The sequence below is a fragment of the Streptomyces sp. WAC07094 genome (assembly GCF_036320405.1).
Classification (GTDB): Bacteria; Actinomycetota; Actinomycetes; order Streptomycetales; family Streptomycetaceae; genus Streptomyces; species Streptomyces lannensis.
On sequence record NZ_JAVMJZ010000001.1, the window covers coordinates 7,321,229 to 7,337,814 of the forward strand.

Sequence of the window (16,586 nt, forward strand, 5' to 3'; positions counted from 1 at the left end):
GCGTCCTGCGAGCCGGGGACCGGGTGGTCCTGGCGACACGCGGCGGGGCCGCGACAACGGGACGCCCGCTTCAGCTGGAGGCAGGCGGCCGGAGGGACCGGGTCCGGCGGGGCTGTGGAGGCGTCATTCCATTCCGGACATCTTGAACACCGTGTGGGCGGTCTCGCGTTCGATCCGTTCCTGGATGCGGCGCAGCGCGGTCGCCCCGCACAGCAGGGAGCCGAGCTCGGCGGACCTGCGCACGTCCTCGTGGAGGCGGTACCAGAGGTCGGGGTTGTTCACCAGCACCTGGGGATCGAGCTCGACGCGGTCGCCGAACGCGTCCCGCAGAACCAGCCGCTGGGAGACGCCCTCCAGGCTGCGCAGCGACACCAGCATGTCGGTGCGGACCCGCTGTGTGCCGATCAGTCCGCGCGAGGCCAGCCAGCCCTCGCCCGCCGACACCCGCCGTGGGTGGAGCACCAGGAAGAGCAGTACCGACAGCGCGAGCCACAGTGCGGTCCGCCACCACGTCGGGTGGCCGGAGCCCCAGTCGATCAGCAGCAGCATGCCGAAGAGCAGGGCCGCGCAGCGGATCGAGCTGTGCAGGTCCCCGGTCCAGCGCCGGTCGTACACCGCGCGGCCGGCCTCCTGCGTGTGCGCGTCCACCGTGTCGTCTCGCGCGTCGTCGCGGCGTCCCATACCGCTGACGATATGGACCGGGTGAGCCCGGGCAACGCACCTTGACACGACTCTGACGAGGCATCGGCCGTTCTTGACGCGGTCGCAGCGGCGCGCGCGGGCTGCCCACGTCACATGTGCGTCAAGGCGCTGTCAAGGTCGGCCGGTTCGGCGCGAAGAACGCACAAGGAGCGGTCGGTCACGACGGCCCCCGCACACAACCATGGCTGCACCGCGTGTCGTGCATCGTCGTCACGGTGAGCAAGTTCGCGGACGGCGCCTGGCTGACAGTACTCGCGCTTCCGCTGCTGATGCCGGTGCACCGTGCCCACAGCCGGATCGGTGAGCGCCTGCGCCTGGGCCGGATCCCCGAGCCCCCGCACCGCAATCGCTCGGTCGTCATCGTCCCCGTCTCCTCGGTGTCCCGGCTGACCTCCGAGGCCCTGACGGCCGCCGCCTCGCTGGGCGACGAGGTCCGTGCCGTCACCGTCTGCCACCCCGGCCCCGAGGACCGCGCCCGGACGCACGCCCTGGAGCACGCGTGGGCCGAATGGGACCCCGGTGTGCCCCCGGTCCGGCTCGGCGAGGAGCGCCGCTCCCTCGGCCGCCCCATCGCCGCCTACGTCCGCAAGGTCGGCGTGAACGAGCCGGCGACCCGGGTGACCGTCCTGATCCCGGAGACCGAACCCGAGCGGCTCCGGCAACGCCTGCTGCAGAACCAGCGCGGTGCCGTGGTGGCCCACGCGGTGCGGCGGGAGACCGACGCGGTGATCTGCAGACTGCACTTCCGGCTGTTCTGACGAAAATCCGGACCCGACGGCCATGCCTCCCCGCAGGTCCTCCAGGGGGCCGTAAGAGTCCCGTCAAAGGGGCGCAGCGTGCCGTAAGGGAGCCGTCAACGAGCGTCGAATCCGGACAGGAAGGCTGTTTCTCTTAACCGTCCTTGTTCCAACCGAACCTCATTCCAGGAGCTCACGATGGCCGATCTGGCCTTCGTCGTCACCACGATCGCGTGCTTCGCGCTGGTGATCTTCGTCGCCAAGGGGGTGACGAAGCTGTGACCGCCGAAAACATCGTCGGCCTGGTCGTGGCCGTCGCCCTGCTGGGCTATCTCGTCCTCGCCCTGATCTTCCCGGAGAGGTTCTGAGACACGACATGGGTCCCGTACTTGCAGGCGTGCTCCAGCTGCTCGCCCTGATCGCCGCTCTGGCGCTCTGCTACGTCCCCCTCGGCAACTACATGGCCAAGGTCTATACCTCCGACAAGCACTGGCGTGTCGAGAAGTGGATCTACAAGGGCATCGGTGCCAACCCGGACACGGAGATGCGCTGGCCCGCGTACCTGCGCGGTGTGCTCGCCTTCTCCGCGGCCGGCATCCTCTTCCTCTACCTGCTGCAGCGGCTCCAGGGCGTTCTGCCCGGCTCGCTCGGCTTCCAGGCCATCGACCCGGACCAGGCGTTCAACACCGCCGTGTCCTTCGTGACCAACACCAACTGGCAGTCGTACTACGGCGAGCAGGCCATGGGCCACGTCGTGCAGACCGCCGGTCTTGCCGTCCAGAACTTCGTCTCCGCGGCCGTCGGCATCGCCGTCGCCGTGGCGCTGGTGCGCGGTTTTGCGCGCTCGCGCACCGGTGACCTCGGCAACTTCTGGGCCGACCTGGTGCGCGGCACGATCCGCATCCTGGTGCCGCTCGCCGCGGTCGCCGCGATCGTCCTGGTCGCCCTGGGCGCCATCCAGAACTTCTCCGGCATCCACGAGGTCGGCCAGTTCATGGGCGGATCGCAGCAGTGGAACGGCGGAGCGGTCGCCTCGCAGGAGGCCATCAAGGAGCTGGGCACCAACGGCGGCGGCTACTTCAACGCCAACAGCGCCCACCCCTTCGAGAACCCGTCCCCGTTCTCGAACCTGCTCGAGATCTTCCTGATCCTGCTGATCCCGTTCGCGCTGACCCGCACGTTCGGCGTCATGGTCGGCTCGGTCAAGCAGGGCTACGCGATCCTCGCGACCATGGGCACCATCTGGGTCGGCTTCGTCGCCCTGATGATGTGGACCGAGTTCGCCCACCACGGCCCGGCCTTCCAGATCGCCGGCGGCGCCATGGAGGGCAAGGAGGTCCGCTTCGGTGTCGGCGGTTCGTCGATCTTCGCGGTGTCGACCACCCTCACCTCGACCGGTGCGGTGGACTCCTTCCACTCCTCGTTCACCGGCCTCGGCGGCGGCATCACCATGCTCAGCATGATGCTGGGCGAGATCGCCCCCGGTGGTACGGGCTCCGGTCTGTACGGCATCCTGATTCTCGCGATCATCGCGGTGTTCATCGCCGGTCTGATGGTCGGCCGTACGCCCGAGTACCTGGGCAAGAAGATCGGCTCGCGCGAGATCAAGCTCGCGGCCATATACATCCTGATCACCCCGGCGCTGGTCCTGGTGTTCACCGCGTTCGCGATGGCCCTGCCCACACCCGGCAACTCGATGACCAACAGCGGGGCGCACGGATTCTCCGAGATCCTCTACGCCTACACGTCCGCCGCCAACAACAACGGCTCGGCCTTCGCCGGCCTGAACGCGGACACCCAGTGGTTCAACACCACCCTGGGCCTCGCGATGCTGTTCGGTCGCTTCCTGCCGATGGTGTTCGTCCTGGCGCTGGCCGGCTCGCTCGCCGAGCAGAAGCCGGTCCCGGTCACCGCGGGCACCCTGCGCACCGAGAAGCCGCTGTTCACCGGTCTGCTGGTGGGCGCGATCCTCATCATCACCGGTCTGACGTACTTCCCGGCCCTGGCGCTGGGCCCGCTGGCCGAGGGGCTGGCGTCATGACCACTCGCACAGAGAAGCAAGAGGACACAGTGTCCACAGCCACTCCGACCCGGGCGCCGCACAGCGACGTACCCTCCGGGCACAAGACCGCAGAGGGCCGTGTCGGCGCGGGCCTCTTCGACCCGAAGCAGCTGATCAAGTCACTGCCGGACGCCTGCCGCAAGCTCGACCCGCGGGTGATGATCAAGTCCCCCGTGATGTTCGTGGTGTGGGTCGGCTCCATCCTGACCACGGTGTTCTCCTTCAAGGACCCGAGCGACTGGTTCGGCTGGGCGATCAGCGCCTGGCTGTGGCTGACCGTCATCTTCGCCAACCTGGCCGAGGCCGTCGCCGAGGGCCGCGGCAAGGCGCAGGCCGACACCCTGCGCAAGGCCAAGACCGACACGGTGGCGCGCCGACTGCTGCAGGACGGCAAGTCCGAGGAGCGCGTTCCGGGTACCGACCTGAGGATCGGCGATCTGGTCGTCTGCGAGGCCGGGGACGTCATCCCCGGTGACGGCGACGTCATCGAGGGCGTCGCGTCCGTCGACGAGTCGGCGATCACCGGTGAGTCGGCGCCCGTCATCCGTGAGTCCGGTGGTGACCGCTCCGCGGTGACCGGCGGTACGAAGGTGCTCTCCGACCGCATCGTCATCAAGATCACGACGAAGCCCGGCGAGACCTTCATCGACCGGATGATCAGCCTCGTGGAGGGCGCGTCCCGGCAGAAGACGCCGAACGAGATCGCGCTGAACATCCTCCTGGCGTCGCTGACGATCGTCTTCCTGCTGGCGTGTGCCACGCTGCCGCCGCTCGCCGACTACGCGGGCACGCACCTGACGATGGTCGTGCTGGTGGCCCTGCTGGTCTGTCTGATCCCGACCACCATCGGCGCACTGCTGTCGGCGATCGGTATCGCGGGCATGGACCGCCTGGTCCAGCGCAACGTCCTCGCCATGTCGGGCCGCGCGGTCGAAGCCGCCGGAGACGTCTCCACGCTGCTGCTCGACAAGACCGGCACCATCACGCTCGGCAACCGCCAGGCCGCCGAGTTCCTGCCCGTCAAGGGCACCACCGAGGCCGAGGTCGCGGACGCCGCCCAGCTCTCCTCGCTGGCCGACGAGACCCCCGAGGGCCGCTCCGTCGTCGTCCTGGCGAAGGAGAAGTACGGTCTGCGCGAGCGCCACCAGGGCGAGCTGACGCACGCCGAGTGGATCGCCTTCACCGCCCAGACCCGTATGTCGGGTGTGGACGTCGACGGCAGGAAGATCCGCAAGGGCGCGTCCGGTTCGGTCATCGCCTGGGTGCAGGAGCAGGGCGGCACGGTCGCCGAGGACGCCGACTCGATCGCCAACGGGATCTCCGAGGCGGGCGGCACCCCACTGCTGGTCGCCGTCAAGGACGAGCAGGGTGCCCGTGTCCTGGGCGTCATCCACCTGAAGGACGTCGTCAAGGAGGGCATGCGCGAGCGGTTCGACGAGCTGCGCCGTATGGGCATCAAGACCGTCATGATCACGGGTGACAACCCGCTGACGGCCAAGGCGATCGCCCAGGAGGCGGGTGTCGACGACTTCCTCGCGGAGGCCACTCCCGAGGACAAGATGGCGCTGATCAAGCGGGAGCAGGCGGGCGGCAAGCTCGTCGCGATGACCGGTGACGGCACCAACGACGCCCCGGCCCTGGCGCAGGCGGACGTCGGCGTGGCGATGAACACGGGTACGTCGGCCGCCAAGGAGGCCGGCAACATGGTCGACCTCGACTCCAACCCGACCAAGCTCATCGAGATCGTGGAGATCGGCAAGCAGTTGCTGATCACCCGTGGTGCGCTGACGACGTTCTCCATCGCCAACGACGTCGCGAAGTACTTCGCGATCATCCCGGCGCTGTTCGCGGCCGTCTACCCCGGCCTGGACAAGCTGAACGTCATGCACCTGGCCTCGCCGGACTCCGCGATCCTGTCCGCGGTCATCTTCAACGCGCTCATCATCGTGGCTCTGGTACCGCTGTCCCTGAGGGGCGTGCAGTACCGGCCCGTGAGCGCGGACAAGCTGCTCCGCCGCAACCTCGGGATCTACGGTCTCGGCGGCCTCATCGCCCCCTTCATCGGTATCAAGATCATCGACATGATCATCTCCCTCATCCCCGGGATCGGCTGATCGCCATGAACAACTCCGTTTCGACCACCGCCCGGTTGCTCGGGGCGGGCCTGCGGGCCCTCCTCGTGCTGACCCTGGTGACCGGTGTCATCTACCCGCTGGTCGTCACCGGCATCACCCAGGGCCTGTTCAACGACAAGGCGAACGGTTCCGAGATCAAGGCGGACGGGAAGGTCGTCGGCTCCTCTCTCATCGGCCAGGCCTACAACCTGCCGCTGAAGAAGGGTCAGGAGACCCCCGACCCCGACCTGAAGTGGTTCCAGGGCCGTCCCCAGAACGGCCTCGGCTCCAACAGCGTCAACACCCAGTACAAGCTGATCCTGTCCGGCGCCACCAACCGTTCCGGTGACAACGCCGACCTGATCAAGTGGGTCAAGGACGCCAAGGCCGCGGTCGTCAAGGACAATTCGGTCGCCGGCTACACCGTCAAGCCGTCCGACGTCCCCGCCGACGCGGTGACGTCCTCCGGCTCCGGTCTGGACCCGGACATCTCCCCGCAGTACGCGGACATCCAGGTCCACCGGGTCGCCGACAAGAACGGCCTGCCCGTCGCCCAGGTGGAGAAGCTCGTCAAGGACCACACCACGAGCCGTACCCTCGGCTTCATCGGTGAGCCCCGCGTCAACGTCCTCGAGCTCAACATCGCGCTCAAGGGACTCGTGACCAAGAGCTGAGGCACCACGCGATTCGAGCGGGAGTCGGCGGTCCGGGAGGCAATCCGGACCCGCCGACTCCCGTCGCCATGAGGCCGGTTGCGCCGCCTGCGGCGCCCACGGCCCACGCACGACACGAAAGGCGCACACCCATGACCAGGGTGCTGGTGGTGGAGGACGACCCCCAACTCGTACGGGCCCTCGTGATCAACCTGCAGGCCCGCCGCTACGGAGTGGACGCGGCACCCGACGGTGCCACGGCCCTGCGCCTGGCGGCCTCACGCCAGCCCGACGTGGTGATACTGGATCTCGGCCTGCCCGACATGGACGGGGTGGACGTCCTGAAGGCCCTGAGGGGCTGGACCCGCGTACCGGTCATGGTGCTGTCGGCCCGTCAGGCGTCCGACGAGAAGGTCGCCGCCCTGGACGCCGGCGCCGACGACTACGTCACCAAGCCGTTCAGCATGGACGAACTCATGGCCCGGCTGCGGGCAGCGGTGCGCCGTACCGAGGACGTGCCGCTGGCGCCCGAGACGACGCAGGTGGAGACGGGCGAGTTCACCATCGACCTCCTCGCCAAGAGGGTCGTCAGACACGGTCGGGACGTGCGGCTCACGCCGACCGAATGGCACCTGCTGGAGATCCTGGTCACCAACCCCGGCCGGCTCGTGACGCAGAAGTACCTGCTTCAGGAGGTGTGGGGGGTGTCCCAGAGCAACAAGACGAACTACCTGCGGGTCTACATGGCCCAGTTGCGCCGCAAACTGGAGGCCGACCCCTCACACCCCCGCTATCTGATCACCGAACCCGGCATGGGTTACCGATTCGAGGGATGAACATGGCTCGCGGCAAGCTTCGGATCTACCTCGGTGCGGCACCGGGTGTCGGCAAGACCTACGCGATGCTGTCCGAGGCGCACCGGCGCGTCGAGCGTGGCACCGACTGCGTGGTCGCCTTCGTCGAACACCACAATCGGCCGCGCACCGAGGTGATGCTGCGCGGGCTCGAGGAGATACCGCGCAAGGAACTCGAGTACCGGGGCAGCGTCTTCACCGAGATGGACATCGACGCCGTCCTGGCGCGCCGCCCCCAGGTGGCCCTGGTCGACGAGCTGCCCCATACGAACATCCCGGGGTCCCGCAACGCCAAGCGCTGGCAGGACGTCGAGGAGTTGCTCGCCGCGGGGATCGACGTCGTCTCGACCGTCAACATCCAGCACCTGGAGTCCCTCGGCGACGTCGTCGAGTCGATCACCGGCATCCGGCAGCAGGAGACGGTGCCGGACGAGGTGGTGCGCCGCGCCGACCAGATCGAGCTGGTCGACATGTCGCCCCAGGCGCTGCGCAGACGGATGGCGCACGGCAACATCTACAAGTCGGACAAGGTCGACGCGGCCCTGTCCAACTACTTCCGGCCCGGAAACCTGACCGCCCTGCGGGAGCTGGCCCTGCTGTGGGTGGCGGACCGGGTCGACGAGTACCTCAACGAGTACCGCAGCGAGCACCGGGTGTCGAAGATCTGGGGTTCGCGTGAGCGGATCGTCGTCGGTCTGACCGGTGGCCCCGAGGGGCGCACGCTGATCCGCCGGGCCGCGCGCCTCGCGGAGAAGGGCGCCGGCGGTGAGGTGCTGGCCGTCTACATCTCCCGCAGCGACGGCCTGACTTCCGGCTCGCCCAAGGAACTCGCCGTCCAGCGCACCCTGGTCGAGGATCTGGGCGGCACCTTCCACCATGTCGTCGGGGACGACATCCCGGCGTCGTTGCTGGACTTCGCACGCGGTGTCAACGCCACACAGATCGTGCTGGGCGTCTCCCGTCGCAAGCCCTGGCAGTACGTCTTCGGGCCCGGCGTCGGTGCGACGGTCGCCCGGGAGTCGGGGCCCGACCTCGACGTCCACCTGATCACCCATGCCGAGGCGGGCAAGGGGCGCGGGCTGCCGGTGCCCCGTACGGCGCGGCTGGGGCGCGTCCGGATCATCTGGGGCTGGCTCGTCGGCGTGCTCGGCCCCGCGCTGCTCACCTTCTTCCTGACCGGTCTTTCGCCCGAAGTCGGCCTCGCCAACGACATGTTGCTGTTCCTGGCGCTGACGGTGGCCGCGGCGCTGCTCGGCGGGCTCGTGCCCTCGCTTGCTTCGGCGGTGGTGGGTTCGCTGCTGCTGAACTGGTTCTTCACCCCGCCGGTCCACACGCTGACCATCGCCGACCCCGAGAACATCGTCGCGATCGTGATTTTTGTCGGGGTCGCGCTGTCGGTGGCCTCGGTGGTGGACCTCGCCGCCCGGCGCACCCATCAAGCGGCCCGGTTGCGCGCCGAGTCGGAGATCCTCTCGTTCCTCGCGGGCAGCGTCCTGCGCGGCGAGACCAGTCTGGAGGCCCTGCTGGAGCGGGTGCGCGAGACGTTCGGCATGGAGTCGGTGGCGTTGCTGGAGCGGGAGAGCGACGTGGCGCCGTGGACCTGTGCGGGAAGCGTGGGGCCGCGGCCTTCGGAGTGCCCGGAGGACGCGGATGTCGACATGCCGGTCGGGGACCATATGGCCCTCGCCCTGACGGGCCGTGTGCTGCCCGCCGAGGACCGCCGGGTGCTGGCCGCCTTCGCCGCGCAGGCCGCGGTCGTGCTGGACCGGCGACGTCTGCAGGAGGAGGCCGAGCAGGCCCGGACGCTGGCCGAGGGCAACCGTATCCGTACCGCGCTGCTGGCCGCCGTCAGCCATGACCTGCGTACTCCGCTGGCGGGCATCAAGGCGTCGGTCTCCTCGTTGCGTTCGGACGACGTCGAGTGGTCGGATCAGGATCGGGCGGAGCTGCTCGAGGCGATCGAGGAGGGTGCGGACCGTCTGGACCACGTGGTCGGCAATCTCCTGGACATGTCGCGCCTGCAGACCGGCACGGTCACCCCGATCGTCCGGGAGATCGATCTCGACGAGGTGGTGCCCATGGCGCTGGGCGGGGTGCCGGAGGACAGCGTCGAGCTCGACATTCCGGAGACGCTGCCGATGGTCCTGGTGGACAAGGGCCTGCTGGAGCGAGTCGTCGCCAACCTCGTCGAGAACGCCGTGAATTACAGCCCGCAGGACCAGCCGGTGCTGGTGTCCGCGAGTGCCCTCGGAGACCGTGTCGAGCTTCGTGTCGTGGATAGGGGACCCGGGGTGCCGGACGAGGGGAAGGAGCGCATCTTCGAACCCTTCCAGCGCTACGGGGACGCCCCGCGTGGTGCCGGAGTGGGGCTCGGCCTCGCGGTGGCCCGTGGCTTCACGGAGGCGGTAGGTGGCACGCTCAACGCGGAGGACACCCCGGGCGGCGGCCTGACCATGGTGGTCACCCTGCGGGTGGGCGAGGAACGGGCGGTGCGGCCCGTGCCCTCCACGATCGCCATGACATAGGACCGTGGGGCGACTTCGTCCACGGGATGGGGTCGCGCATGCGCTTCTCCGGCCGGCCTTCCGTGCGACGGGCGGCCGGCCGCGGACCCGCACGCTGCCTACGAGCCCCTCTCGGCGCCTGATGCGGTTTCCTCCTTCAACTGCCCGACGTCCAGCCGCTTCCGACGGAAGCGGTGGCGCCGCGCCGTGGCCAGTGCGGCCTCGAGCTCGGAGGGCGGCACGGCGAGGACGGGACAGCCGGCGTGGGCGAAACAGTAGCGGCTCACCGGGCGGCCCAGGGCGCGGCGCAGACGGCCGCGGCGTCCGGCGCCGACGACGAGCACATCGCTGTCGCTATCGGCGACCTGTACCAGGACCCGGCCGGCCGGCCCGCGGCCGGCCACCAGATGGACGGGTACGCCCGGGCCGTCGTCGCCGAAGAGCCGGTCGATGACGTCGAAGAGTTCCAGGAAGGCGCGTTGCTCGCGCTGTTCGACCAGGAGGGGCGGGGCGGGGTTGTCCTGCGCCGTGACGTCACCGCCCGGTACGTTCCAGGCGGACACCGCCCACAACTCCGCGCCGGTGCGTCGCGCCTCGTGGACCGCCCTGCGCAGGGCGGTGATGCTGCCCGGTGAGCCGCTCACGCCGACAACCACCCGCGGGCGGCGGGGTGGTGGGGCGGAGGCCGAATGCTCCATGGCTGCTGTCGTCTCCTCACACGGTACGGAGTCCGCACCTCCCATCTCACTCCTGGTCCGGGTTCCGCGGGCACCCCGGGAGCGCATCTTGGCGTTCCTCTGACGTGCCGGGGGACCGTCCGTCACGAGTGAGCCGTGTCGGGGGTGTCCTTCAGGGTTCGTCCGGGTGGGGTTTCACCGGCAGCCGGTTCCCGGGCCCGTTGGTCGCCGCTTTGCGGTGAGGGAGTCCCCGCGCCGCGGTCGCGGGAGCGGGCGGCGACGGCCGGGCCGCGGGCGGCCGGGTATTCAGGAGTCAGACCGCTCCTGCGTGACCCGGAACACCTCCTGGTCCAGGCAGCCCGTGTCCAGGCCGAGTCCCAGGACGTTGCGACGGTGGGCCGCTGCGAGTTCGGCCTCCAGGGGCGACGGAGGCACCGCGAAGACCGGGCAGGTGGCATGCGTCAGGCAGTAACGGCTCACGGAGCGGGAGCAGGCGCGGTGCCAGAGGCTGCGCCGTCCGGCCCCGACGACCAGCACATCGCTGTCGCGGTCGGCGATCTCCACCAGTGCCGGCCCGGGGGTGCCCCGTGTGACGAGAGCATGCATGGCCACACCGGGTCCGGCCTTGCCGAAGACGTCGGCGAGGGCGGTGAGCATCTTCTCCCGGGCCAGGTTCTGCCAGGTCTCGACCATCACGGTCGTGCCGGGGCCGTGGCGGGATACGAGGTCGCCCCCGGGCGGCTCCCAGGCCAGCACCGGCCACAGCTCGGCCTCCCGCCGGCGGGCCTCGTCAGCGGCCCGGCGCAGGGCGGTGAGACTGCCCAGGGAGCCGCTCACGCCCACCACGACGCGAGCAGGGGTTGTGGGGGCGGCGCCGGTACCGGGCATGACTCCACCGTTCCTCGTACGCGCCCGCGGGCGTGTCCCGTGGGCCGCCCTTGAGTGGGCCTCTCCATCACACCCCTGGTCCCGGGCCTGCGAACAGCCTGTGGGCGGATTTCTTGGCGTCGCCTTGATGAGCTGCCCGAAGGGCGTTCCGCCCTCGTGTCAGCATCCCGTCAGCGTCATCCCGATTGCCGTCAGCATCGCGTCATGAAACCTCCGAACCCCCGGGTGGCGGGGCATAGCGTCTTGTGCAAGCCCCGGTACGCCTCCCCGCTGTCGGGGCCACCCCCCCACTGACGAAGCACCCGGATCCTCCAGGAGGCATCCCATGACAGACATCCTGAGCGGTGAAGACCCGGAACCTTGTGAACGGTTCCCGGCCGGACCCTTGTTCGTCCCGGTCCGGTCGGGTCCGGTCGGGTGTGCGGCCCGCATCTTCCGCACCCCCCTCGGCGACCGTACGGCCGTCGGCTTCACCTCCGAGGAACGCCTGATCGCGACGCTCGGCTCCGACCAGCAGTGGATCCGGCTGGCCGAGCCCGCACTGCGCGCGCTCACCACGCCGCTGGGTGTCACCACCGTCACGGTGGACCCCCAGTTCTCCGCACCGGCCCCCACCCCGACCCGGGCCGCGGAGCTGCCCCGGGTGCCGGAGAAGCCCCCTGTGAGGAATTCACGCACGAGCATCTGGGATCCGCAGGCCGTCGGTGTGCTGCGGGTGACCGGTGCCGCCGCGCTGGTCTCGGCGCTGGCGCTCTGGATAGGTTGAGAGGGGAAGGCATCATGACCACCGTCCGCGAACCCGCGGTCACCACTTCCGAAGAGCTGTCGGTCTGGCCGGCCTCGACCGCCGAGCACCACCGCGGTGACCTCGCGGTGGGCGGCGTCCCGCTGACCGAGGTCGCCGAGCGCTTCGGGACCCCTGTCTACGTCATGGACGAGGCCGAGGTGCGCGAGCGCTGCCGCACCTATCGGGACGCCTTCCCGGAGGCCGAAGTCCTCTACGCGGCCAAGGCGTTCCTGTGCCGGGCCATGGTCCACTGGATGGCCGAGGAGGGCCTCGGCCTGGATGTCTGCTCGGCCGGCGAGCTGGAGCTCGCGGTCACGACCGGATTCCCGGCCGAGCGGATCGTGCTGCACGGTAACGCCAAGTCCCCGCGCGATCTGGAGACCGCGCTGCGCCTCGGTGTCGGCCGTATCGTGATCGACAGCCCGTCGGAGATCGCGCGGCTGGCCGCCGCCGTCGGACCCGCGGGGCACCAGAAGGTGATGGTCCGGGTGGTCCCCGGCATCAGCGCCGGCGGTCACGAGAAGATCCGTACCGGCACGGCGGACCAGAAGTTCGGTCTGTCCATCGCGGACGGTTACGCGCAGCACGCCATCGGCCGCATTCTGGACCAGCCGCAGCTCGAACTGACCGGTCTGCACTGCCACCTGGGCTCGCAGATCACCAGTGTCAAGCCGTATCTGCTCGCGGTGCGCCGCATGGTGGGGCTGATGGCCCGGCTGCACGAGCAGCACGGGCTGGTCCTGCCCGAGCTCAACCTGGGCGGCGGTCACGGCGTGGCCTACCGTCCTGGTGAGCAGGCGCTGGACCTCACCGCGCTGGCGCGCAAGGTCCGTGCGGAGCTTAGCGAGGCGTGTGCCGCCGCCGGGCTTCCCGTGCCGCGTCTGATCATCGAGCCGGGGCGCGCCATCGCGGGCCCGTCGGGGATCGCGCTGTACCACGTGCTGTCGGTCAAGCGCACCGGCGACCACACGTTCGTGGCGGTCGACGGCGGCATGAGCGACAACCCTCGGCCCGCGCTCTACGGTGTGCGCTACGCGCTGCGGCTCATCGGCCGCCAGAGCACCGCGCCGACGGCGCCGGTGACCGTCGTGGGCCGCCACTGCGAGGCGGGCGACGTCATTGCCGCCGACGTGCAGCTCCCCGACGACGTCCACCCCGGGGACCTGCTGGCCGTCCCGGTCGCGGGCGCGTACCACGTGTCGATGGCCTCCGGTTACAACATGGTCGGCCGGCCACCGGTGGTTGCCGTGCGCGACGGTCACGCCCGTCTCCTGGTGCGCCGGGAGTCCCTGGACGACATCCGCAGCCGGGACGTCGGGTTGTAGTCGCCCCGTCCCCATTCGATCCACCTCCGGGCGAGTCGACGGCCCGGCCCTCGCCCGGAGGTGCTCCCAACCCTGTCCGAACTACGAGTGAGGTCCTTGTGACGGCCGAGAACATCGTGGGGCTGATCGTCGCGATCGCCCTGCTGGCCTACCTGGTGGTGGCCCTGATCAAGCCGGAGCGCTTCTGATGGCCGCCCCCGCCCCCGTGAGGGAGAAACCCGCGGAAAGCATGCCGGCAGGCGCCCCGGGCCCCTCGCGCCGCATCGGCGCCGGGCTTCTCGACCCTCAACAGCTGTGGTTGGCCCTGCCGGCCGCGTTGCTCAAGCTCAACCCGGTGACGCTGGCCCGCAACCCGGTCATGTTCGTCACCGAGATCGGTGCGGCCCTGACGACGGGCCTCGCCATCGCCCATGCGTCTTTGTTCGGATGGCTGATCACCGCCTGGCTGTGGCTGACGGTCGTCTTCGCGAACCTCGCGGAGGCCGTGGCCGAAAGCCGTGGCCGGGCCCAGGCCGACACCCTGCGCGGGATGCGCCGTCAGACCGTCGCCCGTCGTCTCGTCGGATGGCAGCCAGGCGCCGGCTCCGGCTCGTACATCGAGGAGAGCGTCGGCGCGGGGGAGCTGCGGCGCGATGACCTCGTGGTCGTCGAGGCCGGTGAACTCGTCCCCGGCGACGGTGACGTCATCGAAGGCGTCGCCAGCATCGACGAGTCCGCCATCACCGGCGAGTCCGCGCCGGTGATCCGCGAGGCGGGCGGTGACCGCTCGGCCGTCACCGGTGGCACGCGTGTGCTGTCGGACCGGATCGTCGTCCGCGTCACCCAGGAGCCGGGCGCGTCCTTCCTGGACCGGATGATCTCCCTGGTCGAGGGCGCCAACCGGCAGAAGACGCCGAACGAACTCGCGCTCAACCTGCTGCTGGTCATGATGACGTTCGTCTTCCTGGTGGCGGTCCTCACGCTCCAGCCGATGGCGATCTTCTCCAAGGCCTTCATGGCCGCCGCGCCCGACAGTCAGGCCCTCACCGCCGACGGCGTCACCGGCATCGTCCTGGTCTCGCTGCTCGTCTGCCTGATTCCGACGACCATCGGCGGACTGCTGTCCGCTATCGGTATCGCGGGCATGGACCGGTTGGTGCAGCGCAACGTGCTCGCCATGTCGGGCCGCGCGGTCGAGGCCGCCGGCGACGTCAACACCCTGCTGCTCGACAAGACCGGCACCATCACCTACGGCAACCGGCGTGCGAGCGACCTGCTCACGGTCGACTCCGTGACGGGTCGTCGGCTCGCGGACGCCGCGGCCCTTTCCAGCCTCGCCGACGAGACGCCCGAGGGCCGCTCCATCGTCGCGTACGTGCGTGACAAGTTCGGCCTGGAGGCCACCGTGCCCGGGGACGCCGCTTGGGTGCCCTTCAGTGCCACCACCCGGATGTCCGGAGTGGACCTGGCCGCGGACGCCTCCCGGGCGGACGGGGGAGCGCGACGGCTGCGCAAGGGTGCGGCGTCCGCGGTCGCGGCGTGGGTTCAGGAGAACGGCGGCACCGTGCCCGCGGCGCTGGACGTATGCGTGAAGCAGGTCTCGGCCTCCGGTGGCACCCCGCTCGCGGTCGCCGAGCAGCCGGCGGACGGCCCCGCGAGGGTGCTGGGTGTCGTCCACCTCAAGGACGTGGTGAAGCCCGGCCTCAGGGAACGCTTCGCCGAACTGCGCCGGATGGGCATCCGCACCGTCATGGTCACCGGTGACAACCCCGTCACCGCGAAGGCCATCGCGGACGAGGCGGGCGTCGACGACTTCCTCGCCGAGGCCACGCCCGAGGACAAGCTCGCGCTCATCAAGAAGGAGCAGGCGGGCGGCCACCTGGTCGCCATGACCGGCGACGGCACCAACGACGCCCCCGCGCTCGCACAGGCGGACGTCGGCGTGGCGATGAACACGGGCACGTCGGCCGCCAAGGAGGCCGGCAACATGGTCGACCTCGACTCCGACCCCACGAAGATCATCGACATCGTGGAGATCGGCAAGCAACTCCTCATCACCCGGGGCGCGTTGACCGCGTTCTCGATCGCCAACGACATCGCCAAGTACTTCGCGATCCTCCCGGCCATGTTCGGCGGGGTCTACCCGGCGCTCGACGCGATCAACATCATGCGGCTCCACTCACCGACGTCGGCGATCCTGTCCGCGGTCATCTTCAACGCGGTGATCATTGCCGTGCTGATCCCGCTGGCCCTGCGCGGAGTGCGCTACCGGCCGAGCAGCGCGGACTCCCTGCTGACCCGCAACCTGTGGATCTACGGCATGGGCGGGCTCATCCTGCCCTTCCTCGCCATCAAGTTCATCGACGTCGCCGTCGTCCAGTTCATCCCCGGGATCTGACCATGACCTTCTTCTCCAGGATGCCCGCCTGGATCGGCCACCATGTGGCGGCGATCCGGGTGGTCATCGTGCTCACCCTGCTCGTGGGCCTCGCTTACCCCCTGGGCATGACCGCGATCGCCCAGATCCCGGGGCTGCGCCAGGCTGCGCAGGGCTCCCCGCTCACCGGTGCCGGCGGCAAGCAGGCCGGCAGCGAACTGATCGGGCAGTCCTTCCTCGACAAGAAGGGCAACCCGATCCCCTACTACTTCCAGCCCCGGCCCTCCAACGCGGGCACCGGATACGACGCCTCGGCCTCGGCTGCCGGCAACCTCGGCCCCGAGTCGACCGTCGACGTCCTGCCCGTCAAGGGGCAGCCGGACTCCGGCAAGCAGAGCCTGCTCACCCAGGTCTGCGCCCGCAGCAAGGCGGTCGGCGAACTGGAGCACGTCGACGGCTCCCGCCCGTACTGCACGGCCGACGGTGTCGGCGCCGTGCTCGGTGTCTTCCGCGACGGCGGTACCACGGGCAGGGCGACTCGTGTGGTCAGCGTCAACCAGGCCTGTCCCGCGAAGCCGTTCGTCGCCACCTACGAGAGTGTGACGGTCACGTGCGCCACGCCGGGGGAGGACTACGGCAAGGCCGTGGTCACCCCGGTCCGCGGTGACGCGCCCGCCCACCCCGAGGTCCCGGCCGACGCGGTCACCGCGAGCGCCAGCGGACTCGACCCCCAGATCAGTCCGGCCTACGCCGAGCTCCAGGGCCCGCGTGTCGCCCGTGAGCGCGGTATGGGCGAGGACTCCCTGCGCAAGCTGATCGACCGGTACACCAGCGGCCGGGGACTCGGAGTGCTCGGCGCACCGGCAGTGAACGTCGTCCAGTTGAACGCGGCGCTCGACCGCACGCATCCCGTGAAGGGGGCCTGAC

At 69.9% G+C, this 16,586-nt stretch carries 14 protein-coding genes and 1 pseudogene; 12 read left to right on the plus strand and 3 right to left on the minus strand.

Features of this window, described 5'->3' with window-relative positions; translation table 11 throughout:
* Positions 1–123: 123 nt before the first annotated feature.
* Positions 124–681: a hypothetical protein gene (locus RCR19_RS32655; protein WP_331268369.1), complete on the minus strand. Its 558-nt coding sequence runs from the start codon at positions 679–681 to the stop codon at positions 124–126.
* A gap of 215 nt (positions 682–896) precedes the next feature.
* Here RCR19_RS32655 and RCR19_RS32660 point away from each other — a divergent pair.
* The 7 genes and pseudogenes from RCR19_RS32660 to RCR19_RS32690 form a co-directional block, all read left to right on the plus strand.
* Positions 897–1,460 (plus strand): annotated as a pseudogene (locus RCR19_RS32660) (amino acid permease); the annotation flags it as partial.
* A 257-nt stretch (positions 1,461–1,717) separates the two neighbouring features.
* On the plus strand, positions 1,718–1,807 hold the full coding sequence (gene kdpF / locus RCR19_RS32665) for a K(+)-transporting ATPase subunit F (protein ID WP_016434100.1): 90 nt from the start codon (positions 1,718–1,720) through the stop codon (positions 1,805–1,807).
* 8 nt (positions 1,808–1,815) lie between these two features.
* The gene (gene kdpA / locus RCR19_RS32670; protein ID WP_331268370.1) at positions 1,816–3,480 is read left to right on the plus strand and encodes a potassium-transporting ATPase subunit KdpA; all 1,665 of its coding nucleotides are present in this window, start codon (positions 1,816–1,818) and stop codon (positions 3,478–3,480) included.
* Positions 3,477–5,615 (plus strand): potassium-transporting ATPase subunit KdpB, encoded by a 2,139-nt coding sequence (kdpB, locus tag RCR19_RS32675; RefSeq protein ID WP_331268371.1) that lies wholly within the window; start codon positions 3,477–3,479, stop codon positions 5,613–5,615. The genes kdpA and kdpB (RCR19_RS32675) overlap by 4 nt, the downstream gene beginning before the upstream one ends.
* Before the next feature lie 5 nt (positions 5,616–5,620).
* Complete coding sequence (locus RCR19_RS32680) at positions 5,621–6,289, plus strand: potassium-transporting ATPase subunit C (RefSeq protein ID WP_331268372.1); 669 nt, start codon at positions 5,621–5,623, stop codon at positions 6,287–6,289.
* Between the two features lie 131 nt (positions 6,290–6,420).
* Complete coding sequence (locus RCR19_RS32685) at positions 6,421–7,104, plus strand: response regulator transcription factor (RefSeq protein ID WP_331268373.1); 684 nt, start codon at positions 6,421–6,423, stop codon at positions 7,102–7,104.
* 2 nt (positions 7,105–7,106) lie between these two features.
* The gene (locus tag RCR19_RS32690; RefSeq protein ID WP_331268374.1) at positions 7,107–9,647 is read left to right on the plus strand and encodes a sensor histidine kinase KdpD; all 2,541 of its coding nucleotides are present in this window, start codon (positions 7,107–7,109) and stop codon (positions 9,645–9,647) included.
* Positions 9,648–9,745: 98 nt separating this feature from the next.
* On the opposite strand, the gene RCR19_RS32695 is transcribed toward RCR19_RS32690, so the two are convergent.
* On the minus strand, positions 9,746–10,324 hold the full coding sequence (locus tag RCR19_RS32695; RefSeq protein ID WP_331268375.1) for a universal stress protein: 579 nt from the start codon (positions 10,322–10,324) through the stop codon (positions 9,746–9,748).
* Positions 10,325–10,609: 285 nt separating this feature from the next.
* Entirely contained in the window at positions 10,610–11,191 is a 582-nt protein-coding gene (locus tag RCR19_RS32700) for a universal stress protein (protein ID WP_331268376.1), read from the minus strand.
* A 325-nt stretch (positions 11,192–11,516) separates the two neighbouring features.
* Between RCR19_RS32700 and RCR19_RS32705 the strand changes: the two genes are divergently transcribed.
* The 5 genes from RCR19_RS32705 (at position 11,517) to RCR19_RS32725 (ending at position 16,585) form a co-directional block, all read left to right on the plus strand.
* Positions 11,517–11,957, plus strand: coding sequence for an SAV_915 family protein (locus RCR19_RS32705; RefSeq protein WP_331268377.1), 441 nt, complete (start codon positions 11,517–11,519; stop codon positions 11,955–11,957).
* 14 nt (positions 11,958–11,971) lie between these two features.
* Positions 11,972–13,303 (plus strand): diaminopimelate decarboxylase, encoded by a 1,332-nt coding sequence (lysA, locus tag RCR19_RS32710; protein WP_331268378.1) that lies wholly within the window; start codon positions 11,972–11,974, stop codon positions 13,301–13,303.
* Between the two features lie 98 nt (positions 13,304–13,401).
* On the plus strand, positions 13,402–13,491 hold the full coding sequence (gene kdpF, locus RCR19_RS32715; RefSeq protein WP_059129256.1) for a K(+)-transporting ATPase subunit F: 90 nt from the start codon (positions 13,402–13,404) through the stop codon (positions 13,489–13,491).
* Positions 13,492–13,532: 41 nt separating this feature from the next.
* Positions 13,533–15,680 (plus strand): potassium-transporting ATPase subunit KdpB, encoded by a 2,148-nt coding sequence (kdpB, locus tag RCR19_RS32720; RefSeq protein WP_331268379.1) that lies wholly within the window; start codon positions 13,533–13,535, stop codon positions 15,678–15,680.
* A 2-nt stretch (positions 15,681–15,682) separates the two neighbouring features.
* A complete protein-coding gene (locus RCR19_RS32725; protein WP_331268380.1) occupies positions 15,683–16,585 on the plus strand; it encodes a potassium-transporting ATPase subunit C in 903 nt (300 codons plus the stop codon).
* Position 16,586 lies beyond the last annotated feature (1 nt).